This is a genomic window from Pseudoalteromonas sp. ATL1, from assembly GCF_058933015.1.
This window is the reverse complement of the sequence record NZ_JBZYXL010000001.1, coordinates 3,104,474-3,127,940: the sequence shown is the minus strand read 5'-3', so window position 1 is coordinate 3,127,940 and position 23,467 is coordinate 3,104,474. Positions and strand designations below refer to the sequence as shown.

General features: G+C 42.0%; 17 protein-coding genes and 2 pseudogenes. 16 read left to right on the top strand and 3 right to left on the bottom strand.

Translation table 11 applies throughout. The annotated features are described in order from the left end of the window. Positions 1-93 precede the first annotated feature (93 nt). A complete protein-coding gene (locus tag AC5FX4_RS13635; protein ID WP_493606913.1) occupies positions 94-333 on the top strand; it encodes an HP1242/YdcH family protein in 240 nt (79 codons plus the stop codon). A gap of 142 nt (positions 334-475) precedes the next feature. Then, the gene (locus tag AC5FX4_RS13630; RefSeq protein ID WP_493606912.1) at positions 476-2,080 is read left to right on the top strand and encodes a putative bifunctional diguanylate cyclase/phosphodiesterase; all 1,605 of its coding nucleotides are present in this window, start codon (positions 476-478) and stop codon (positions 2,078-2,080) included. A gap of 183 nt (positions 2,081-2,263) precedes the next feature. Here AC5FX4_RS13630 and AC5FX4_RS13625 read toward each other — a convergent pair whose 3' ends face one another. Beyond that, positions 2,264-3,235: a LysR family transcriptional regulator gene (locus AC5FX4_RS13625; RefSeq protein WP_493606911.1), complete on the bottom strand. Its 972-nt coding sequence runs from the start codon at positions 3,233-3,235 to the stop codon at positions 2,264-2,266. Between the two features lie 123 nt (positions 3,236-3,358). On the opposite strand from AC5FX4_RS13625, the gene AC5FX4_RS13620 reads away from it, so the two are divergent. The 4 genes from AC5FX4_RS13620 (at position 3,359) to AC5FX4_RS13605 (ending at position 9,681) form a co-directional block, all read left to right on the top strand. Then, on the top strand, positions 3,359-4,543 hold the full coding sequence (locus tag AC5FX4_RS13620; RefSeq protein WP_493606910.1) for an efflux RND transporter periplasmic adaptor subunit: 1,185 nt from the start codon (positions 3,359-3,361) through the stop codon (positions 4,541-4,543). A gap of 2 nt (positions 4,544-4,545) precedes the next feature. Continuing rightward, positions 4,546-7,719, top strand: a complete 3,174-nt coding sequence (locus tag AC5FX4_RS13615) for an efflux RND transporter permease subunit (RefSeq protein ID WP_493606909.1) — start codon at positions 4,546-4,548, stop codon at positions 7,717-7,719. Positions 7,720-7,820: 101 nt separating this feature from the next. Beyond that, positions 7,821-8,819 (top strand): zinc-binding dehydrogenase, encoded by a 999-nt coding sequence (locus AC5FX4_RS13610; RefSeq protein ID WP_493606908.1) that lies wholly within the window; start codon positions 7,821-7,823, stop codon positions 8,817-8,819. A gap of 277 nt (positions 8,820-9,096) precedes the next feature. Beyond that, positions 9,097-9,681, top strand: a complete 585-nt coding sequence (locus AC5FX4_RS13605; protein WP_493606907.1) for an MlaC/ttg2D family ABC transporter substrate-binding protein — start codon at positions 9,097-9,099, stop codon at positions 9,679-9,681. A 67-nt stretch (positions 9,682-9,748) separates the two neighbouring features. Here the strand turns inward: AC5FX4_RS13605 and AC5FX4_RS13600 are convergent, their stop codons facing one another. Further along, positions 9,749-10,549, bottom strand: a complete 801-nt coding sequence (locus AC5FX4_RS13600; RefSeq protein WP_493606906.1) for a DUF2989 domain-containing protein — start codon at positions 10,547-10,549, stop codon at positions 9,749-9,751. Positions 10,550-10,693: 144 nt separating this feature from the next. Between AC5FX4_RS13600 and AC5FX4_RS13595 the strand changes: the two genes are divergently transcribed. The 10 genes and pseudogenes from AC5FX4_RS13595 to AC5FX4_RS13550 all read left to right on the top strand — a co-directional run. Next, entirely contained in the window at positions 10,694-12,139 is a 1,446-nt protein-coding gene (locus AC5FX4_RS13595) for a glyceraldehyde-3-phosphate dehydrogenase (protein WP_493606905.1), read from the top strand. A 160-nt stretch (positions 12,140-12,299) separates the two neighbouring features. After that, positions 12,300-13,427: a M14 family metallopeptidase gene (locus tag AC5FX4_RS13590; protein WP_493606904.1), complete on the top strand. Its 1,128-nt coding sequence runs from the start codon at positions 12,300-12,302 to the stop codon at positions 13,425-13,427. 66 nt (positions 13,428-13,493) lie between these two features. Further along, positions 13,494-15,224, top strand: a complete 1,731-nt coding sequence (locus AC5FX4_RS13585) for an alanine/glycine:cation symporter family protein (protein WP_493606903.1) — start codon at positions 13,494-13,496, stop codon at positions 15,222-15,224. A 79-nt stretch (positions 15,225-15,303) separates the two neighbouring features. After that, positions 15,304-15,630 (top strand): hypothetical protein, encoded by a 327-nt coding sequence (locus AC5FX4_RS13580; RefSeq protein WP_493606902.1) that lies wholly within the window; start codon positions 15,304-15,306, stop codon positions 15,628-15,630. A gap of 2 nt (positions 15,631-15,632) precedes the next feature. Beyond that, positions 15,633-15,914, top strand: coding sequence for a YeaC family protein (locus tag AC5FX4_RS13575; RefSeq protein ID WP_493606901.1), 282 nt, complete (start codon positions 15,633-15,635; stop codon positions 15,912-15,914). Continuing rightward, positions 15,904-18,585 (top strand): DUF349 domain-containing protein, encoded by a 2,682-nt coding sequence (locus AC5FX4_RS13570; RefSeq protein WP_493606900.1) that lies wholly within the window; start codon positions 15,904-15,906, stop codon positions 18,583-18,585. The genes AC5FX4_RS13575 and AC5FX4_RS13570 overlap by 11 nt, the downstream gene beginning before the upstream one ends. A 199-nt stretch (positions 18,586-18,784) precedes the next feature. Continuing rightward, entirely contained in the window at positions 18,785-19,759 is a 975-nt protein-coding gene (locus tag AC5FX4_RS13565; RefSeq protein ID WP_493606899.1) for a transposase, read from the top strand. Positions 19,760-20,064: 305 nt separating this feature from the next. Then, on the top strand, positions 20,065-20,466 hold the full coding sequence (locus tag AC5FX4_RS13560) for a hypothetical protein (protein ID WP_493606898.1): 402 nt from the start codon (positions 20,065-20,067) through the stop codon (positions 20,464-20,466). Positions 20,467-20,605: 139 nt separating this feature from the next. Continuing rightward, positions 20,606-20,746, top strand: a pseudogene (locus tag AC5FX4_RS13555) (transposase); the annotation flags it as partial. A 99-nt stretch (positions 20,747-20,845) separates the two neighbouring features. Continuing rightward, positions 20,846-21,418 (top strand): annotated as a pseudogene (locus AC5FX4_RS13550) (transposase); the annotation flags it as partial. 292 nt (positions 21,419-21,710) lie between these two features. Here AC5FX4_RS13550 and AC5FX4_RS13545 read toward each other — a convergent pair. After that, positions 21,711-23,444, bottom strand: a complete 1,734-nt coding sequence (locus tag AC5FX4_RS13545) for a M12 family metallo-peptidase (RefSeq protein ID WP_493606897.1) — start codon at positions 23,442-23,444, stop codon at positions 21,711-21,713. Positions 23,445-23,467: the final 23 nt, after the last annotated feature.

Genomic DNA, 23,467 nt, shown 5'->3' with positions numbered 1-23,467 from the left:
AGTTGTGCTAGATCAAGGTTGTAAGGCAATGATGGGCGTACTCTAAATTCATCCAATAAAGGCACAAACAACCACACAAATAGGAATAAAATTATGATTATAGAGCGCCACAGTCTTGCGAAAGAACTACCAGAATTTAAAGAAAAAATTCACGAATTAAAAATGAAGGATCGTCATTTTGCACGTTTATTTGATGACTATCATAATGTTGACCACGAAGTGATCCGTATTGAAGAAGGTGTGGAAAATACCTCGGATGAATACTTAGAGTCTTTGAAAAAGCAAAGGTTACACCTAAAAGATCAGTTGTATGCCATCCTAAAATGTTCCTAACTTTCCATAATATGTTCCTACTTGGGAGCTGGTTTTGACAATACCAACTCCCGCCTCATATCGAGCGTGCTTTGGCCGACAACGTATAATCGCAATTTTTTAAACTATACTCTGATCATTGTTTTCATCATGGAATTGAGCCGTGAGCTTGCTTTCATTGCTCCTAGTTTTTGCAGGCGCAGTCGGATTATGCTTTTCTCTTTATTCTGCGTATAGAATTTGTCAGATATCAAATCATGTTGGCTGGCGGGTGCTATTCGCACTGATCGTGTTCTTCATTCTTGGATATTGTCTATTTGGTGCGTATTTGTACGATGTGCAATCTTCAGATTTACTGAATGTTGGGCTTTCGAGTATTCTCTTTTTCGGCTCTGTGTTCGTTCTTATCATTAATCACCTTTGTAAAAATAGTCTTTTGGAACTGGCTAAGTTGCTTGAATACGAGCGCTGCCATGCGCAAACTGACTTTCTTACCAAGCTGAGCAATAGGGAGCATTGCATTGATAGTATTGAAGACAAAATTGTGGCCAAACAGCCATTTGCACTATTTTTAATTGATTTAAATAACTTCAAAAATATCAACGACTCAGTGGGGCATTTATTTGGAGATAAGGTACTTATTGCCTTTGCTAATAGGATCAAAGAAGCTCTATTAGAAGGGAGTGTGATATTTAGAATGGGGGGGGATGAGTTTATTTTGCTCATAGAAGGTGATACAGAAAGTCAAATTTATAAGCAAAATAATCAACTCATGAAAGCCTTGGAGCAATCATTATTGGTCGATGATGCACGTGTTGACATCTATTACAGTGCGGGCGCGGTGATTTATGATGTGACTACCGATACTGACTGTACGAGCATGTTAAAAAAAGCAGATGATGCGATGTATTTCGCCAAACGGTCGGGGCAAACGCTGGTTATTTATGACGCGGCGGTACACCAAAATAATAGCCATGATCTACATATCTCAGCAAAATTAAGTGAAGCGATGGAAAAGCAAACACTTAAAGTGTTTTATCAGCCTATCATTCTCGCTAGTTCCGGCGAAGTGTATGCAGTGGAAGCAGTAGCACACTGGCCGCAAGAAAGCGGTGGACTTACCGTGCCAGAGCAACTTGTTTGCGCATCGGAAAATAGTAATTTAAATCGTCAGCTAAATACCTTTGTGATCAATAAGGTGTTTGAAGATTTGCCTGACTTACTCAATTGCGAACCGAATTTAATTGTACATATCAATTTGTCTTGTTGTGATTTTGTAAATAAAGAGCTGGTTAATTTACTAGCCAGTTTACTTACTCGCACCGACGTGGATGCAAAGCACATTCTCTTTGAGTTTTCTGAACGGACAATGGCGATGGATATACCTAAAACGAGAGCGCTTTGTGATGTGCTCATTGAGATGGGCTTTGCTGTTGCTGTGGACGACTTTGGTAGCGGTTTTTCTTCTTTTACCATGCTTAAAGATTTGCCATTGTCGCAAATTAAGATTGATAGGGCGTTTGTTGAACATTGTTTGAGTGATGAGCAGTCACAAATCATAGTAGAAACAACGCTGTTTATGGCAAAGAAAATGGGATTGCCGGTTATTGCCGTAGGTGTCACTAATGACAGGATTACAGATCACTTGTGCGGGTTAAATTGTCATTACCTACAGGGCTTCAATGTAAGTGCTGCACTGCCTTTGAACGAATGTATCAGTTGGGTAGATTCAAATCGTCTGGTTAAATCCGAGCTAAAAAAATACTAACTTCATGTGGTGGTAATGTGAGCCTAGGTTGGTGGTATGCCGTTAATCAATAAATTAGAGTGCGATTCAACGGTGCCCTATATATGGTATTAAACAAGGAATCTTGCCCACAGTATGTAAATTTTAACAGCCGTCTATTGCTTTGAGCCCAATGCTGGACTCTTATCTTAAGCGAAATATGCGCTAAAACATAGGTGGCTTTATGGGGGGAGTAAAGCCATACATGTGTTCAAAGTTTGGAATGTTCTTTTCCCATATCGGCACATCTTTACCTATGAATTCACGCATAGCATCAAAAAATAGTCGGGTTCGAACTGGCAAATCGCGGTGCGGATAAACGGCATATAAAGCTGAATAGTCGGCCAATTTGACATGAGTTAGCAAAGGAACCAATTCGCCATTTTGTATTTCTTGATCCACGAGAAAAGCAGGAACGGTACAAAATGCGGTGTCTGACAACACTTTCATCATAAGCAATTCACCATCATTGCTACGAAATATGCTTTTAACGGGGATCTCGCGTGGCTCGTTGTTGTTATCTAAATAGTTAATCCCAGTAAAACGTAAACCGTCACTGGCATAGGTTGCAGCGGGAAGCTCGGCCAATTGTTCCATGTCAGCGGGTGTCCCATAGGCTTCAAGGAAAGTGGGGGTCGCAAGCATAATCAGTCGATTGCGGGCAATTTTTCGTGCGATTAAAGATGAATCTTTTGGCTCACCGACGCGAAATACCAGATCATACCCTTCGCCCACAATGTCAACTAAACGATCTTCCAAGCGCAGTTCGATTTCTACCTGAGGAAAGCGTTTTTGAAATTCATTCACTACAGGTTGTACATATCTTCTGCCTATAATTGTTGAACTAGATATTCTTAACAGGCCTTTAGGTTCTGTATGGTAGTTTTCTGCTAACAACTGAGTTTCGCTTAAAAGCTTTCTGAGTTGCTGCGCTTTTTTTACCATTTCTGCACCAGCGGCTGTCAGTGAAAATGAACGCGTGGTGCGGTTTAGTAACCGAACGCTTAGTTCATCCTCTAGCTTGCTGATTTGTTTGGATATAACGGAACGGTCAATATTTCTGTTTTGCGCGGCTTTAGCAAATGAGCCCCTTTCAACCACATCTAAAAACATCAATAAACGCGTACTAGTATCCATAACTTGCATCCGATGAAATTTAATTGGTGCCATTGTGGCATTAATTAATTTAAAAATCGATGCTTTTTCGGCTTCTTTCTCTTTTGTACACTGACTGCTATGTAGGAAAGGAGAGATAACACCATGAAAAAATCACTGTTAGCATTAGCCATCGTAGGGTGTCTAGCGCATTTAAGTGGTTGCAGCGAGTCACATGCAGAAGCAACTCAGCAACAAGCACACGTATTCAAGCAGCCTATTGACATCACACAAGTCAAAGCCTACCCAGTGCAAGCCCGCTTTACGTACACAAGTCGTTTAGAAGCGGTCGAGCAAGTCCAGTTGCGCCCTCGAGTGTCCGGCAACATTGCACAAGTAAACTTTGAAGAAGGGCAAAGTGTATCAGCCGAAGACGTATTGTTTACGCTGGATAGACGGCCTTTTCTCGTCAAAGTAACCGAATTAGAAGCACGTTTACAAAGTGCAAAAGCAGAACTTGCGCAAGCACAAAGTGACGCAAAAAGAGCATCACGTTTATTGAAAAGTAAGTCGATAGCGCAAGAAGAAGTTGAAAGAAGAAATTCATTGCAAGCTCAGTTAAAGGCGAATGTATTGGCCACCCAAGCAAAGCTTGATGCTGCAAAGTTAGATTTAGAGTATGCACAAGTTAGAGCACCTATTTCTGGTGTTGTATCGCGCGCAGAACTAACGACAGGTAACACGATTCAAGCGGGACAAAGCGTCCTCACGCATATTGTTTCAGATGACTTTGTATATGCCTATTTCGATATCAACGAACGCACTTGGCATGAGCAGTTTAGCCAATTGCAGGGTAACAAGAAAACAGCGGTGGTGATGCAATTGTTAGGTGAAAAGCAATTCAATCATCAGGGCGTAGTGGATTTTGTTGATAATCGTATTAACGAACAAACAGGCACTTTGAGAGTTCGTGCCGTTTTTGACGCATCGGATAAGTTAAAGCCCGGCTCATTTGCGCGTATCAGCATTGCCGCTGATGAAGTGCAAGAGCATGTGTTAGTACCAGAAACCGCAATTGGTACAGACTTAAAAAATCGCTTTGTTCTTGTTACCGATGAACAGGATGTGCTGCAATATCGATTGGTTACCTTGGGCGAGCGTTATGGACTTATGCGCGTGATAAAAACAGGACTAAGCGCTGGTGATAAAGTGGCGGTAAATGGTCCAGCGAGAGTCGGTCCAGGCATGCCGATTGCGCCACAAATGGTAGAAGTTAAACCTGAACAGAACCTGTTGGTTATGATGTCTAAAGACACGACTCAGTTGCTAGTTGCTGAACGAGGAGAGTAGAGATGTCATTTTCTCACTTTTTCATCAAAAGGCCGATCTTTGCGGCCATGTTGTCGTTGGTGATATTGATTGCTGGTGCTATCAGTCTCTTTCAATTACCTGTCAGTGAATACCCTAAAGTCGTACCTCCAACGGTGGTTGTGTCTGCAAGTTACCCGGGCGCAAACCCAACGGTTATTGCACAAACGGTCGCAACACCATTGGAGCAAGAGATCAATGGCACAGAAAACATGCTGTATATGTTTTCGCAAGCAACTAGCGATGGACGTATGACGTTGACCGTCACTTTTGCGCTTGGTACTGATTTAGATAGGGCGCAAGTTCAAGTGCAGAACAGAGTGAACAGTGCGCTACCTAGACTGCCACAAGAGGTGCAAAGGTTAGGTGTGGTGGCACAAAAAGCATCACCGGACTTGACCATGGTGGTGCATTTGTATTCGCCAACGAACAGTCACGATACGACATACTTGTCTAACTACGCAGATTTATATGTCAAAGATGAAATCGCACGTCTTCCTGGCGTGGGCGATGTGAAACTTTTTGGCGGCGGAAAATATGCGATGCGTGTGTGGCTCGACCCAGATGCACTGGCCTCTAACCAGTTAACGGCGATGGATGTTGTTAAAGCGCTGAGAGAGCAAAACCAGCAAGTTGCGGCGGGTAGCTTAGGTGCACAGCCTGCGGCGAATGAATCTCAATTTCAAGTATTGCTTAATGTTCGTGGACGTTTGAGTAGCATTGAAGAGTTCGAACAAGTCGTGATCAAAATTGGTGAGCAAGGGGCTATTACACGATTAAAAGACGTTGCTCGTGTAGAACTTGGTCAAGATCACTATGCTTTGCGCGCGTTGCTCGACGGTCAACCAGCATTAGCGATGCCTATTTTCCAGCGTCCAGGCTCCAACGCAATTGAATTGTCTGAACAAGTACGAGCAACAATGGCGAGGCTAAGTGAGGCATTTCCAGAAGGCGTTGAGTACGATATTGTTTATGATCCGACTGTGTTCGTAAGAGGCTCAATTGATGCGGTGATCAAAACACTGCTTGAAGCGATTGTGCTGGTTGTGCTTGTTGTGATTTTGTTTTTACAAACGTGGCGTGCTTCTATCATTCCATTAATTGCAGTGCCCGTGTCGCTCGTTGGTACCTTTGCGATTATGCAGTGGTTAGGTGTGTCAATTAATACGCTCTCTTTGTTTGGCTTGGTGCTAGCAATCGGTATCGTCGTCGATGACGCGATAGTGGTGGTTGAAAATGTTGAACGGAACATAGGTAAGGGCCTCAGCCCTGTTGAAGCAACCAAGCTCGCGATGAGTGAAGTGACAGGTCCAATTATTGCGATTGCTTTGGTGCTGTGTGCGGTGTTTATTCCAACCGCGTTTATCACCGGTTTATCGGGTCAGTTTTATAAGCAATTTGCGTTAACGATCACCATTTCAACGATTATTTCTGCAATTAACTCGTTAACTTTGTCTCCGGCGTTGAGCGCTTTGTTGTTGAAGCCTCACAATAGTGAACCGGACAGATTAACGCGAGTGTTAGACAAGATATTTGGTCGTTGGGTGTTCCAGCCATTTAATCGCTTATTTGAAAAAAGCAGTGAAGGCTACGAAAAGGTCGTTAAAAAACTCATTCGTATGTCTGCTGTAGTTGGACTTTTATATCTTGCCTTGATCGGCTCGACAATGAAGTTGTTTGACTCTGTGCCTGGGGGCTTCATTCCCGCGCAAGATAAACAATACTTGGTCGCAATTGCACAATTACCAGATGCTGCGAGTTTAGACAGGACTGAAGCCGTAACACGACAAATGGAGCAAATTGCCTTACAAGTACCTGGCGTAGCAAATACCGTGTCGTTTCCAGGTCTGTCAGTGAATGGTTTCACTAATAGTCCAAATTCGGCCATTGTATTTACGCCTTTAGAGGATTTTACAAAGCGCCAAGATCCAAGTCAGTCCGCGATGGCAATTGCGATGGAGTTGAACAAACGTTTTACAGCTATAGATGAGGCGTTTGTTGCTGTGTTTCCACCGCCTCCGATCCAAGGCCTTGGTACGACCGGTGGATTTAAATTACAAATTGAAGATAGAGGCAATAAAGGATTTGAAGCACTTTTCAATACGCTACAAACGGTAACGAATGAAGCGAGAAAAGACCCAGCACTGACGGGGATGTTTTCAAGCTTTAGAATTCAAGTGCCACAAATGGACATAGATATCGACCGAGAACAAGCAATGCTGCAAGGTATTCCGTTATCCGAAGTATTCAATGCATTGCAAGTATACATGGGCTCATTGTATGTCAACGACTTCAATATGTTTGGTAGAACGTATCAAGTCACGGCACAAGCACAGGCACAAAGTCGACTTGATCCGCAGCAAATATTGGCCTTGAAAGTGCGCAATGTGCGTGGCGATATGGTACCGCTCGGCTCTGTGTTAACGGCAACGCCTACGACAGGTCCTGATAGGGTGATGCATTATAATGGTTATCCAAGTGCTGAACTGAATGGCAGTCCAGCCCCAGGTTACAGCTCTGATCAGGCACAGCAAGCGATTGAAGCTATCTTAGCCCAGCATTTACCAAATGGCATGGACTACGAATGGACAGATGTGACATACCAGCAAATCTTAGCCGGTAACACCATGATGTATATTTTCCCATTGGTCGTGCTATTGGTGTTTATGGTGCTAGCCGCGCAATATGAAAGCTTAAAGTTACCTTTAGCTATCATTTTGATTGTACCGATGACGATATTTTCAGCGTTGCTTGGCATATGGTGGATTGGCGGAGACAACAACATCTTTACGCAAATTGCGCTGATCGTACTGGTTGCGCTGGCATGTAAAAATGCCATCTTGATGGTTGAGTTTGCTAAAGAAAAGAATGATACAGGGAGTACACCATTTGCAGCGATTGTTGAAGCATGTCGATTGCGCTTACGCCCAATTTTGATGACTTCAATTGCGTTCACCGCAGGTGTGGTGCCACTTGTGCTGGCGTCCGGTGCAGGTGCAGAAATGCGCCAAGCAATGGGTGTCGCCGTGTTTTTTGGTATGTTAGGTGTTACTTTCTTTGGGCTGCTATTCACCCCGGTATTTTATATGTGGATGAATCGTAAGCAAAGTAAGCAAGATGAAGCTGCATCGTCAAGCACAGTTTTGACATCTGAATAACTTATGGTTGAGCTGTCCTGAAATGAATGTTGTAATAAATAGACATCAACGCGTGATTGAGCGCATTCAGGACACTCACCGTGCAAAGTAAAGAGAATAGTGTGACAACAATACCGAATACGATGAACGCAATTATGCTCGCAAGTGTGGGGCGTGACTTTGAGCTGCAATCAGCGCAAATTGATGTGCCTCGCATCGTGGATAATCAAGTTCTTGTAAAAGTTGAGTATGCAGGGTTAGCTGCGTTGGATGAACGCTTTGCAGTACAAGGCACTCCCTGTTGGCAGTATCCACGCATATTCGGTTTTGATGCCGTTGGTACCGTGGTTGATGCGCCGAAAGGGATGCATCCAGCCATTGGGACTCGAGTCATGTGGCACAATGATATAAGTTCTCCAGGAATAATGTGTGAATATGCGTCGGTAGCGAATTATGCGTTAACGGTGCTGCCGCAAAGTGTCGACCCAGCATTGGCTGCCAGTGTGCCCAGCGCAGGCATGACGGCGTTGATTGCACTCTATAAATTACAATTGAATGAGGGAGAGTCGGTCTTTATTGAGGCCGGGCACACATGCATAGGTCAGTTAGCTATCCAATTTGCAAAGCAGCAGGGGTTAACGGTGTTTACGAGTAGTACGGTTGAAGACTACGACAAGCTGAAGCGTTTAGGTGCTGACGCCGTATTTTCGCTTCATGACGAAAACTTATCGGAGCAGATCCAGCGCCAATATGGCTACGATGGCGTACAAGGCGTGGTTGACTGTACTGGACAAAATACCAATCAACTTATTTCATTATTACAATTTTGTGGTCGGATTAGTTGTGTATCGGGTTTATCCCAACTTGATGATGCATTACTTTTCAAAAAAGCACCGAACATTGGTGTGGTTTCTTTACCAGGTGCGTGGCTTGCAAAGAGTATCTGTGCACAACAAAGAATGTCATTTTTAGGCAATGTGTTGATAGAGAGTTTAGAGCAGGGACAGTTGCATATTGAGCAGCAAGATACACTCGCTTTTGATTGCAGCACGATATCAGATGCGTTGCGACAGCGTATTAATGATGGCAGTACCACTTTTGCAAGCATTAAAATTGCTTGAATAATCTCTTCTAATTTCGAGAAACTGGAGTGATATAACTTGTCACAGTTTCTCGCTATTCCTTACAAATCCTAACATTTGTTTCCCGCGGGCTTAGATATAATACTTTGCGTGATCTATGACCTATCTAACTAAATCACGTGAAAAATGTACACCAGTAACAGGGTAGGGGTTTAATTGGTGTCAAAGATGCACTAAACATGTGCTTCTTTGTGTCTTTTTAATCATTAAATGAGTGCGTAAAATACACTTAAACAAACATTTGGAACGTTTAATTATGAACAGATTACTTGTAGCAGTCGCGTTGCTGTTTTCTTCTTTTGGTTTTGCGGCTGAGTCACCGTATCAACTGATCAATCAGGTAGGAGACAAACTATTTACGGATATTAAAGAAGTAAATGCGAACGGCAATGCAAGTTCTGACGTGATGAAAAATATCGTCCGTAGTCGTTTAATGCCACATATTGATGTGAAGTTTGTCTCTTTTAAGTTGCTCGGTAAACATATTAAAGGCCTACAGCGCGCAGAAGCTGTTGATTTCATTGCCGCAGTAGACAACTATCTGGTTGCGACCTATGCCAATGCGTTACTGCAATATAAAGGACAAGACATAAAGTTTGAAGAATTACCATTTAGCAGCGATGCAGAGTTCGCAACTGTAAAAGTGGTTATTGATGAAGTATCTGGACCTGATATTGATATGCACTTTAAGTTCCGTAAAGGTAAAGACGGTAGCTGGAAAGTATACGATATGGTTGCAGAAGGTATTTCACTGCTAAGTGCGAAGCAAAAAGAAATTACCACACGTATTTCTGAAGTAGGTCTTGCTCAAGTAACAACTGAATTGAAGACTAAGGTGTAACAGTTTTAACTTTCCGACTTTTAAGTTAAAAGCCGTTAAGGGCAGCTTCCGCTGCCCTTTTTTTGTTTTAAAACTCGCGTGGAGAGACGAAAGTCCCGCCTTGAATGCTGTCGTAGGTTTTTTGCGCCAAATCATCTAATGGTGCTAGAGACTTGCCCGTACTTGTTATTTGGTGCTCAATTGGCAATAAATCCACGTCTTTAAAGCCAGACAATTGTGCAACCTTAGCGAATGTATAAGCATGCTTATACTTTTCTTGCTTATAAAAAATACTGGTTAATGTGGCATAAACTTCTGGCTTAGGTTGTTCGCCTTGCTTGTTTAGTTCAAGTACGCGGTACAGCAAATCAATTGTTTTTTCATCGTCCACTTTGGCATAAAAAGTGGCTAGGAATAGCTGAATTTCAGGGTCTTCTCTGACTTCTTTTTGATCTTGCATGTTTAACAACTTATTCATAGCAATTTGGTTGTTGTTGCGTGACCAATGATAATAAAGTAGCCCTGGGTGTGATGTATCAGCCGTTTCTTGAAATATTCGGTTTATCTCTTTGAGGCTTGTCAAATGGCCTTCTACGCGAGAGGTGGTTTTTTCCTTGAGTTTGATATGCTCAATTTTGGCTGCTCTTGATACGCATTTATCATATCGCTCAAAATGCTTTAATAGCTGATACTTATTATTGTCTGTGGGTTCCTTGTATTCAGTATAGCGAGCCATGATCACCTCTGCACGCTCTTCTCTACAGTGACTATCTTGGTTTAAATCACTACAAAACCCGGGTGTTTCATTACACACTTTACTGAGTGTCATTGGATTATCACACCCCACTAATAGTAATACTGACAAGACAAGAGTTTGCCTTAAAACCATGTTGATACCTCTGATCACAATTGATTAATTCATTCTAGCTCAATGAATTGATGAGTAACAGTGGAGAATCGTAGCGGTTTAAATTAGAATACCCGTGCCCAATCGGGCTATCCGTTCAAAAAAATTGTTTATTAGGCAGAAAAAATGACCTTATCTCACGAGCAAGAATATCAAAATAGCTGGCAAGAGCGCCAAGATTATGCAGAAAATATGCAGCCAATTATTGGTCGCTTATACCGTAACTCAGGTATTGAAATTGCTGTTTACGGTCGTCCACTAGTTAATTCAAGTACGATTGACGTGATCAAAGCACACAAAACGGTTGCCCGTTTTGAAGAGCGTAAACTGCGTCTTCGTGAAAGCTTCCCATTCTTAGAAGCGATTAGCAAAATGGATCTAGCACCTGCGCGTATCGATTTGGGTAAATTAGCGTATGGCTACATTTATAAAAACGCGGGTGAAGGCCGCTCAATCGAAGAATATTTGAATGAAGAGCTTGTTGAACTTATCAACAAAGGCGATCGCCAAGCGCCTCGTGATGTTGTTCTTTATGGTTTTGGCCGTATCGGTCGTTTATTAGCGCGCCTACTGATTGAACGTGGCGGCTCTCACGCTGATTTACGCTTACGTGCTATTGTTGTTCGTGGTGGCCGTGATGGTGACCTAGAAAAACGTGCAAGCTTACTTCGTCGCGACTCAATCCACGGTCCTTTCAATGGTTCAATTACAGTTGATCATGAAAAGAGTGCGATCAAAGCAAACGGTAACTACATTCAAGTTATTTACTCAAACTCTCCAGATGAAGTGGATTACACAAAATACGGTATCGAGAATGCGCTTATCGTAGATAACACAGGTATTTGGAAAGATGAAGACGGTTTAGGTTTACACCTTAAGTCGACTGGTGCTGCCAAAGTGCTTCTGACTGCACCTGCGAAAGGCGAGATCAAAAACATCGTGTATGGTGTAAATAACCAAGACATTAAGAGCGAAGATAAGATTGTTTCAGCAGCAAGCTGTACAACTAACGCTATTACACCGGTATTAAAAGCGATCAACGATAAGTTCGGTATTAAAAATGGTCACGTTGAGACAGTACACTCGTACACAAATGACCAAAACCTAATCGATAACTACCACAAAGCAGAGCGTCGTGGTCGTAGTGCGGCGTTGAACATGGTTATTACCTCAACAGGTGCAGCGAAGGCGGTAGCTAAAGCGTTACCTGAGTTGGCTGGTAAATTAACAGGTAATGCGATCCGCGTTCCTACACCAAATGTATCGATGGCAATTATCAACTTGAACTTAGAAACGGCGACAGATCGTGATGAGTTAAATGAGTTCTTACGCGATACCTCATTATACTCAGACCTACGCGACCAGATTGACTATACAGCGTCAACTGAAATCGTTTCTACTGACTTAGTAGGTAGCCGTTACGCGGGTGTTGTTGATTCACAAGCAACAATTGTAGATGGCGATCGCGTTGTGCTTTATGTTTGGTACGATAATGAATTTGGCTATAGCTGTCAGGTTGTTCGTGTAATGCGTGATATGGCAGAAGTGTCATTCCCAAGCTTACCGCGTTAATTTACAGTTAGTCACAAAAAGCCAGCAATTGCTGGCTTTTTTAGTTTTTGAACGCTCGAGGCTATGATACTCTTGGGCGTAATACGTTACAGCTAGGTAACAACATTTAACAGCAACGTTATTTTCCAGTCATGGACGATGTGTAATATTAAGGTACATAATGAACATCACGAGTAATTTTGACAGCGGAAATATCAAGGTGCTTTCGGCCAGTGAGCCACTTGATATTCAGTTAGAAATTAATAAAGACAACGAGTCAGAGTTCTTTCAATGGTTTCACTTTCGTTTAGAAAGCACGCCATTTTTGGGCCACAAGCTGCATATCAATGGCTTAGATAAGTCAGCATACCCAGAAGGGTGGGATGACTATCATGCTGTGGCATCTTACGATCGCCAAACTTGGTTTAGAGTGCCTAGCCGTTTTGAAAATGGCAGTTTGGTTATTGAGTTTGAACCTGAATGTGCACACACTTATTTCGCATACTTTACACCGTACAGCTACGAACGTCATTTAGACTTACTTTATTGGGCGCAAAGCCATGACGTGTGTGAGATTCAAACGTTGGGCCAAACACTAGACGGACGCGATATGAGCTTACTGACCGTGGGTGAGCCAAGTGACGACAAAAAGCACATCTGGATCACGGCACGTCAGCATCCGGGTGAAACGATGGCAGAGTGGTTTGTTGAAGGACTACTGCATAAGTTGCTTGATGACGAAGATCCACATGCTGCGGCATTATTGTCAAAAGCGGTGTTCCATATCGTGCCTAACATGAACCCCGATGGGAGTGTTAGAGGTCATTTGCGTACCAACGCAGCAGGTGTTAACTTAAACCGCGAATGGCAAACGCCAAGCTTGGAAAAGTCACCCGAAGTATTCCATGTACTGAACAAAATGCACGAAACGGGCGTTGATATGTACTTGGATATTCACGGTGATGAGGCGCTACCTTATAACTTTGTGGCGGGTGGCGAAGGTATACCAAGTTACGATGCACGTATTCAAAACTTGGAAGAAACATTCAAACGCGCATTACTGACAATTACACCAGAATTCCAAGATGAATTTGGTTACGACAAAGACGCGCCAGGGGAAGCAAACCTTACTGTAGCATCTTGTGCTGTTGGTGAAGCGTTTAAAGTGTTGGCGTATACCGTTGAAATGCCATTTAAAGATAACGCCAATCTGCCAGATCCATATTATGGCTGGTCTGACAGACGTTCATATCAATTTGGACAAGACACGCTCGCAGCGATTGTGAGTGTGGTAGATAAACTAAGATAATAACAACATTCAAAAAGCAACCTATTATTGGGTTGCTTTTTACGTATAACAACAAGAGGACGAGTCGTGGATGCATTTGGACAGTTTCTAGATTTCCTAGATAGCATTTTGGGGGGATCAGCATGGTTCCCGTATGTATTATTGGGCGTGGGGTTATTTTTCACGATTTACCTCAAGTTCCCGCAAGTTCGTTATTTCAAACATGCGTGTAAAGTCGTAACGGGCAAATTTGATAAAAAAGGCCACGAAGGGGATACCACCCATTTCCAAGCCTTAGCCACGGCGTTGTCTGGTACTGTGGGTACGGGTAACATTGGTGGTGTGGCACTGGCCATTTCAATTGGTGGTCCAGCGGCATTGTTTTGGATGTGGATGACCGCATTCTTTGGTATGACAACCAAATTTGTTGAGGTAACTTTATCTCATAAATATCGTGTGAAAACGGATGATGGCACGATGGCTGGTGGCCCGATGTATTACATGGACCGCCGCTTAAATATGAAATGGCTGGCAATTTTATTTGCAATTGCAACGGTCATTAGCTCGTTTGGTACGGGTAGTTTGCCGCAGATCAACAACATTGCACAGGGTATGGAGGCTACATTTGGTATTGAGCCTTGGCATACCGGTGGTGTACTTTCTATTCTACTTGCTCTGGTTATTTTGGGTGGTATTAAGCGTATCGCTGCGATCACCTCTCGTATTGTGCCACTGATGGCTGCAATCTACATTGTGGGTGCGCTAGGCGTTATTCTTTATAATTTTGAAAACATTGTGCCTTCATTTGCATCTGTGTTTACGAATGCATTTACAGGTTCTGCAGCAGCAGGTGGTTTCTTGGGTGCATCGTTTGCCTATGCATTTAACCGTGGTGTAAACCGTGGTTTATTCTCAAACGAAGCAGGCCAAGGTTCGGCACCTATTGCGCACGCATCAGCAAAAGCAGACGAGCCAGTATCTGAAGGTATGGTGTCTATCCTAGAGCCATTCATCGACACAATTATCATTTGTACGCTGACCGGTCTTGTTATCCTATCTTCGGGCGTATGGTCAGAAAAGTTTGATACCCAGTTTGAACGCTCATCGATGACGATTCTTCAGGGTCAATACAGTGAAAACAACGATGCTCAAAGACAGTCACTGTATAAATACTTAAATGGTGATAAAGAACATGGTGTAGAACTATTTACAGGTTCTATCGATGTTAAACAAGGTGTAGCGCAAGACAATAATTTCACCATAATTCACTCTCGTTCAATCGGTGAAGACATCCGTTTTGGGATCACAGAACGCCACGTTTATACGGGGACTGTTGAGGTTAAAAACGGCGTGCTAGTGGATGATAGCATTAGCGTTCGTGGTAAATCTTTGGTGCACTCTGCTGAGTTAACAACGAAAGCATTTACTCGTGGCTTCTTTGGCGACGGTGGTCAATATATTGTTTCAATCGGCTTGTTAATGTTTGCGTTCTCAACTGCCATCGCATGGTCTTACTACGGTGATAGAGCCATGATTTACCTTTTAGGTAGTCGTTCGGTTATGCCTTACCGCGTATTCTATGTTGCTGGTTTCTTTTGGGCTTCATTCGCGGATACAACTTTGGTTTGGAAACTGGCAGCGGTGGCAATCGTTGTGATGACATTACCTAACTTATTCGGCATTTTCTTGCTTCGTAAAGAAATGAAAGAGTCGGTGGATGACTACTGGCAAAAGTTTAATGCTGAGCACCGAGCTGATCAAAGCTCTGAGCAAAAAGGTGACGATAAAAGCAGCATGCGTGTAAACGAATCGAATTGAACAAAGACATTCGAATAGAAAACAAGTAAAATAGCGCCCACATTGGGCGCTTTTTTGTAGCACTTGGAGGAGTAAAATAATGGCGATTGTACAATGCCCCAGTTGCAGCAAATCTATTTCAAATAAAAATACGGTATGCCCGCATTGCGATCTTCAGTTGGGCGAAATGACCGATGAACAACTTGAACGTCTTGCGATTAAAAAGCGTATCAATAAGCAACAAAAGATAATGAACCATTCTTTTTTAGCCTTAATTTTATTTTTAGGTGGTTTTTTATTTCTATATTGGCGTCAGCCAGAGCCTGAATCATGGCAAATGTTCGCAACCCAAGGCGCTATTGCGGTTGGTTGTGTGTGGTATTTGGTAAACCGTGTCATTTTAATTTATTTGAAAAAGAAAAAGTAACGATGAATATTGATAGTTTAGTGAATGGTCTAACGCCAGAAGTTTATGAACGCTTGCAATATGGTGCAGCAACTGGCAAGTGGCCTGATGGCACGCCGTTAAATGATGCTCAAAAAGAGCAAGCGGTACAGTTAGTGATGCTATACCAAGCTAAAGTTGCTAAAAGTAATGAGCAATTTACTATCAACGAACACGGCCAAATGGTTCAAAAATCAAAGCGTGAATTACAACAAGAATTCAAATCTCAAAACGAAATAGCTAGGTTCAGTGAAAATGATCTTTAAACACCTATTTACGCCAAAATGGAAACACCCTAAAACAGCGGTACGTTTGGCGGCAGTTGATAAATTAGACACAGGGAAGGATGCAGAGGTACTTCACACTATTGCCTTGCAAGACAACTCAACAGAAATCCGCAAAAAAGCACTGCATAAAGTCAATGATCTCGTTTTGTGGTGGCAAGCGTACAAGCAAGACCAAAACCTAAAAGACTTAGCCGAGCTGCAGATCTCTAATGCTGTGCTTAACCAAAGTAATGCGTTAAGTGATGATATTAAAAGTGAATACATAGATAAGTACGCTTCGAACAAGTTTTTAGAGAAGTTAGCGTTTGCTGAAAAAGAAACAACTCAAAAGTGTAAGCTACTGAAACGGCTTGCTAATCCAAAACTGATTGAACGTGCCTTTAAAGAAGGGAATGAATCGCTTCAACAAAGTTTATTACCGCTAATAGAACAGTACCAACTAGACAAAACCGTTTTAAAAAGTGCGCAAGGTGAAGCGCGTAGCAAAATAGAGAACCGTTTAGAGCAAGCGCGTTTGGCGAAAGTCATGCCGGAGCAAGTTGAGCAGCAAACCAAAATGGTGCTTGCAAAACTCAATGTGTTGCGTGAAAAGTTTGATTATGAGCAAGTAGATGAACAAGCTAAGGCATTGTTGAGCCAATGGCAAGAAATTGAACTTAAGTGGTTAGATGAAGAGTCAATAGTTGCTATTGATAACAAGTTTAAAACGATTAATGACAAGCTAGTCACTCATCTTGACAAGCTTAAAGCTGAGTTTGAACAACAGCAAGCCATTGTACAAGCCAAACAAGAAAAAGAAGCGGCATTAAGCACCCTAGTGGCTGCTGTGGATGAATTGGCCTTGCAGCTCTCAAGTGCAGTGAGTGAACTGGATGCTGCGAAAGAAAGCCAACTAAAAGACGCATTAACTAATTTACAAGCACAGCAATCTGAGAGCGAATTTGCGCAATCTCCTGAATTCCTAGAACAAGGCGCACGTTTAGAGCGCTTAGCAACCCAGTTAACGCAATTACCCGCATTACTTGCAGCAAATGCAAAAATGCAGCAGACCCTAGAAGCGTTAGCTCAGATCAGTGCGACGCAAGAGCTCGAGCAGTTAGACCAAACATTAACTGCGCAAAAAGAAGCGTATGACGAGTGTAAAGCAACGCTGCGCCAGTTACCGGATAATCTACAAAAGTCAGCCTCTGAAAAACTATACGCGTTGAGCAACGAGTTTAAAAAGGCGATGGCACCGTTGGTAGACGAGCAGCAAAATCAGTTAAAACAAGCGCGTCGTAAAGGTAAAGATGTTCAGCGTCTTATCGATCAAGGTCGTTTTAATGTGGCTTTTGGCGTATTTAATGGCTTTTTAGAGCATTTTGAAAAACTGACGCCCAACAATCAACAAAGCCTAGAAAAGCTACATGCGAGTCTATCTGACGCTTTGCGTGAAGTACGTGATTGGCAAAAGTATGCAGCAACGCCAAAGCGTGCGGAGCTATTAGCACAGCTTGACGATAAGTTAGCAGAAACTGACATTGATCCTAAAAAGCGTGCGGCTGAAGTTAAGTTGCTCAGAACACGCTGGAACGAATTAGGTCGTGTTGACACGGATGAAGAAAAGGCACAAGCGCAGCAATTTGACGAAAAAATTGAGCTGCTCTTTGCCCCGTGTCGTGAGTACTTTGCTGAGCAAGAACAACAAAGAGCACAAGCCAAAGAAGCGCGTTCGCAAATTATCGCACAAATGCAATCTTTAGCTGAGCAAGAGACGCAAGTTGAAGGGTTTGATTGGCGTAACTTTGAAAGCCAATTCAATCGTTTAACAAAACAGTGGCGTTCCGCAGGTAATGTTGAAGGTGCAGTATACAAAGAGTTAAATGCTCAGTACCGCGCAGTACATAAATCAGTGAATGATCAACTTAAAGCTTATCATCAGCAAAATGCCTCATTAAAGCAAAAGTTAGTTGAACAAGCTGAGCAACAGCTAGAAGCTGACAATTTAGCGGATGCGTGCGAACAGCTTAAAGCGCTGCAAAAGCAATGGCAAACGATTGGTTTTGCAGGCTCGAAGCAAGAGCATACTTTGTGGCAAACGTTTAGAGCACACAATGACGCCGTGTTTGCAAAACGCGGTGAGCAAATTGAACAGCACAAAGAGCAACAAGCGCATCAAGAAGTGGAGCAGCAAGCTCAGCTTGATGCACTTGCTTCAAAATTACACAGTAGTTCATCTTTATCTGAGCTTGAACAACTGAGTGAAGAAGTGAAGGCGCTTGAGCTTTTATCTGGCTTGAAGAAATTGCAAAAGGCACTTTTAGATAAAATTGAAAGCGAGCAAGCTAAGTTGCAAGCCAAAAAAGATAAGCAAAAGTACAATGATTTAATTGCAGTTATTGAACAAGGCGAAGCACTGCCAAGCAATTGGATGCAAGCCAACAGTCGTACAGACTTATCTTCGGCGCAACTATTATTGCGTTTAGAAATTTTGTCGGACAGCGAATCGCCAGCGAACCAAAAGGCAGAGCGTATGGCAGAGCAGGTAGCATTACTTGATGCTAAGTTGCAGGGTGAAGAAGTCAGTTTTGAGCAAACACTAGTACAATACCTGAGTGTGGGTGAAGGCGCGCTTGACGCTAGCCGCTTATTGGCTGTACTCAAAAGCTAACCATTTGCTTTAATTTAAAACGAAGAAAATCCGATGCCAGTCATCGGATTTTTTATGTGCGTATTTTAAGTACGAGTCAGTCACTCGCAAGGTGAACGCGTTAAGCGTGGACATCCACTCCAATTTGCATGTTGGGTTGGTTTGTCTAAGCTTTTAGTTCTTAAAAATCATATCCAATTCTAAGTTCAAGGAGCGAACGATGGGATTAGCAAGGAAGCGGCAAATCAGTTTGTCAGATACCCCTTATTATCACTGTGTTTCACGTTGTGTTCGACGGGCGTTTTTGTGCGGTGAGGATAAGCTAACGGGTAAATCGTATGAGCATCGTCGAGGCTGGGTGGAAGAGCGTTTGCTGTATTTGGCAAGCGTATTTTGTATTGATGTGTGTGCTTATGCTGTGATGAGTAACCATACTCATGTTGTGTTGTATATTGATGATAAAAAAGCACAAAGACTGAGTGATAGAGCAGTATTAATACGTTGGTGCAAACTGTTCAAAGGCTCGATGTTTACCCATATGTATTTAAAAGATGAGCAACTCGATAAGGGCCAACGCTACTTTTTAAATAAAGAGATAAAAGAATACCGAAACCGGCTATCGAGTATCAGTTGGTTTATGCGGGTGTTGAACGAAGGGATAGCACGTCAAGCGAATCGAGAAGATAATTGCACAGGTCGGTTTTGGGAAGGACGTTTTAAAAGCCAAGCGCTTTTAGATGAAGCGGCACTGATGGCCTGTATGGCCTACGTAGATTTAAACCCAATCAGGGCCAAAATGGCTAAAACCCCTGAAGAATCAGCTCATACCAGCATAAAAAAGCGCTGTGAACAGGGAAAAGAAGGTAAACAACCAAAGCAACTAGCACGATTTGTTGGAAGCCCAAGAAAACATATGCCAAAAGGCATGCCTTTTGAGCTTAAATCCTACTTAGAATTAGTGGAACTGACAGGTAAATGTATTCGCACAGACAAACGAGGCTATATCGAAAGCAATCAGGCGCCTATTCTTAAGAGATTGAATATCAAGGCAGAAAACTGGATAAAACTCACCACACAGTTTGAAGAGGTATTTCACGGCGCAGTAGGTAAATCATACAATTTGAATGCTTATTGTGAACGACGAGAGCACAAACGACGACGAAGTATCAAAACCAGCGCAGCATTATTAAGCTAACAATAACCTAGCATGGCCATAAAATTTGATGCTTATACCTAGGCAGGGAAAGTTGTGCTTAAAAGCCGAAAGGTTAAGCGTAATAGTTCGATTTAAGCTAGCAATTATCGGTATCAAGCACATTTATTGGCGATAGCTTAGAAGAATCATTGAGCGGTGGGGATTTGACTGTTAACTTGCTGCTATTTTTAAGTGGCTGTCCATTATTTTTTCGCCGAACTATAATAGAAAGAAAGCTGATAAGAATGTAACTGGTGCTACTCAACAAGAAATACGAATGGTTAGAAAATATTTAGAGAAGAAAAATGGTTAAAAATTTTACAATACAACAAGGTATAGAGCTCCTTTATAAAAATCAGATTTTTGATCTACACAACTTGTACTGTATTGAAAGTATAGAAATGGTGAACTTTCTTAATGAATTTTTGATTACTTTCTCTCCAATTGAACGGTACACGAGTAAGAGAGAAATTGTTCAGTTGAAATTTCATAATGTAAGTTATTTTAATTTAAACGTGCTTAAAACAAGAGGCCAAAGTATCGAAGAAATTGGTTATAAGCCAGCTAATGACTTCGATGATGAATGGTTGTTAGATCATAAAGACGCATCGCCTCAAGACCATATGCATATACGAATCGATTATGACTCCTATATTCGAATTTTTTCTGAATCAGTTTCAGTCAATATATTTAAAAAGGGTAGTTAGGAATAGAAATGATGGAAAAAGGAAATTAACGTGAACGGAATTTAAAATGGACATCCACTCCAATTTGCATGTTGGGTTGGTTTGTCTAAGCTTTTAGTTCTTAAAAATCATATCCAATTCTAAGTTCAAGGAGCGAACGATGGGATTAGCAAGGAAGCGGCAAATCAGTTAGTCAGATACCCCTTATTATCACTGTGTTTCACGTTGTGTTCGACGGGCGTTTTTGTGCGGTGAGGATAAGCTAACGGGTAAATCGTATGAGCATCGTCGAGGGTGCGTGTTTAGCGTGGACATCCACTCCAATTTGCATGTTGGGTTGGTTTGTCTAAGCTTTTAGTTCTTAAAAATCATATCCAATTCTAAGTTCAAGGAGCGAACGATGGGATTAGCAAGGAAGCGGCAAATCAGTTTGTCAGATACCCCTTATTATCACTGTGTTTCACGTTGTGTTCGACGGGCGTTTTTGTGCGGTGAGGATAAGCTAACGGGTAAATCGTATGAGCATCGTCGAGGCTGGGTGGAAGAGCGTTTGCTGTATTTGGCAAGCGTATTTTGTATTGATGTGTGTGCTTATGCTGTGATGAGTAACCATACTCATGTTGTGTTGTATATTGATGATAAAAAAGCACAAAGACTGAGTGATAGAGCAGTATTAATACGTTGGTGCAAACTGTTCAAAGGCTCGATGTTTACCCATATGTATTTAAAAGATGAGCAACTCGATAAGGGCCAACGCTACTTTTTAAATAAAGAGATAAAAGAATACCGAAACCGGCTATCGAGTATCAGTTGGTTTATGCGGGTGTTGAACGAAGGGATAGCACGTCAAGCGAATCGAGAAGATAATTGCACAGGTCGGTTTTGGGAAGGACGTTTTAAAAGCCAAGCGCTTTTAGATGAAGCGGCACTGATGGCATGTATGGCCTACGTAGATTTAAACCCCATCAGGGCCAATGCTATTTTTAAGTGGCTGTCCATTATTTTTTTGAAATTAAGCCTAAATATCTCCGATACAAGCAAAAAATAATGTGAAGACGCGCTTTTGACGGACAAATGTCAAAGGCAAAGGTTTATGTTGTTTGTTCACTTGATAATTTAAATATGGCTGTCTTGGTTTGCATTGGTTTGCATTGGTTTGCATGTTGGTTTGCATGTTTTTTAAATATGGCTGTCTAGGTTTGTTTTTTTTTGAAAATAGGCCACGACTTGTGTTGTAGCCTATGATGAAGTTAAATGTACACTAATCAGTTTCTTACAGTGTTTGATGCATTGGAGGATTCATAACATACTCCAGCCTTACACGCCTTTACTCGATATCTTCTACTTCCCGAGCCTAGATTAGACCATGAAATATATGATTGGGATGCAGCGTATTTGAAGTCAGTCCATGCATTATTATTAAATTGAATAGAAAGCATGTATGAGTCCGCGCCCGCAACATCATTCCAGTTTACGGATATGGTATTGCCACTTACACTGGCTACAGGTGTGTTAGGTGCAGGTAAAGGCTGGTTGTTTGGGTTTGTAACAGTATTGGATATTCCTGAAGGCGAATAACAAATTCCAGCTTTACATGCTTTGACCCTAAACTGCCTATTACCAGGGTTAACGTTAGACCAAGATATATTGGATACATTCGCTGGGTATTTGTAGTCAGTCCATGAATTGTTGTTAAACTTTATGGCAACCATATACGAATCAGCACCAGTTACATCATTCCAATCAACAAAAATATTATTTCCATTCACACTGGCTACGGGGCTATTTGGAGCTGGTAGGGAAATTGGTTCTGGGTTAACGACTGAGTTGGAAATACCAGAAGGGTTGTAACAAACTCCTGATTTACAAGCTTTTACTCTAAATTGTCTACGGCCCTGATTGAGGTTCGACCAAGAGATAAACGATTGTGAAGTTGAGTAAATATAATCAGTCCATGGGTTGTCGTTATACTTAATGGCGAGTTGATAAGATGTTGCTCCCGCTACATCGTTCCAGTTAACTGAAACAGTGTTACCACTAACACTCGCTATAGGTGTATTTGGTATGGGCAGTGGGGTTTCACGGAAATTAGCTATTACTTGGGCTCTTTCATTTAATACCCTTGCATTATTTTCTAGCTCTGCAGAACCTGCGATTTCATCATTTATGTTAATTAAAGGAGATGACCAGTATTGTGTACGAGGCCCTCCGGTGCCATCGGGACAGTTGTAAGCCATGACTGTGCGCCAAGTATTTTCTCGTACATTGCAGTAACCATGTCCATAGGAAAATGGCTCTGAGCTATTATCCTGAGATATGATGTGACGAGCTCCAAAGAGGTGCCCAATTTCATGTGCAAAAGAGTAATAGCCTGTCGCACAGTTTTCTCTTACAAACGCAATAGCGGTACTTTCTGTAGCGCCAATTTCAGAAGCGACTCCACAGAAATCGTAACCATCATTCCCAGTTAAGACCATCATTATATCGGCGTTATGCTCATTTCTTAACCTTCTTAACTCTGCAGACTCTGTTGCTGTGGTATCTCTAAAATAATCTCTGTCAGTATAAAAATTACCACTTTGCACATAGTTTGTTTGATAGGCATGTACGATGTTGACTCTAGTATTTACACCGCTGTTTTCATAAGCTCTATTGGTTTCGAGTTCTAATAAGTCCATATAGCCCTGAATGTCTCCAGCAGCGTTGGCAAAACTTTCAGTGAAAGCAACAATAACCGTAAATTCAGAAGCTAAATCACTTATAGTCTCAGAGCTATCTTGGTAGTTTTTATCAAAGTAATTATTACTATAATTCTCTATGTAGTGTGGGCTATGATCAATTAACTTTTTAGAAGGAACTTCAATAACAAAAGTATTATTACTTGGTGTGGTTCGCAACTTATAAAGGGTGTTATCGTAGTGCATTGAACCCGATATTTTATTATTTTTCTGTGATATAGTAATGCTGCCTTTAGAGTCGTTTGACGAACCAAGAAACATTATTCTCCCAGGTCCTTTACTTA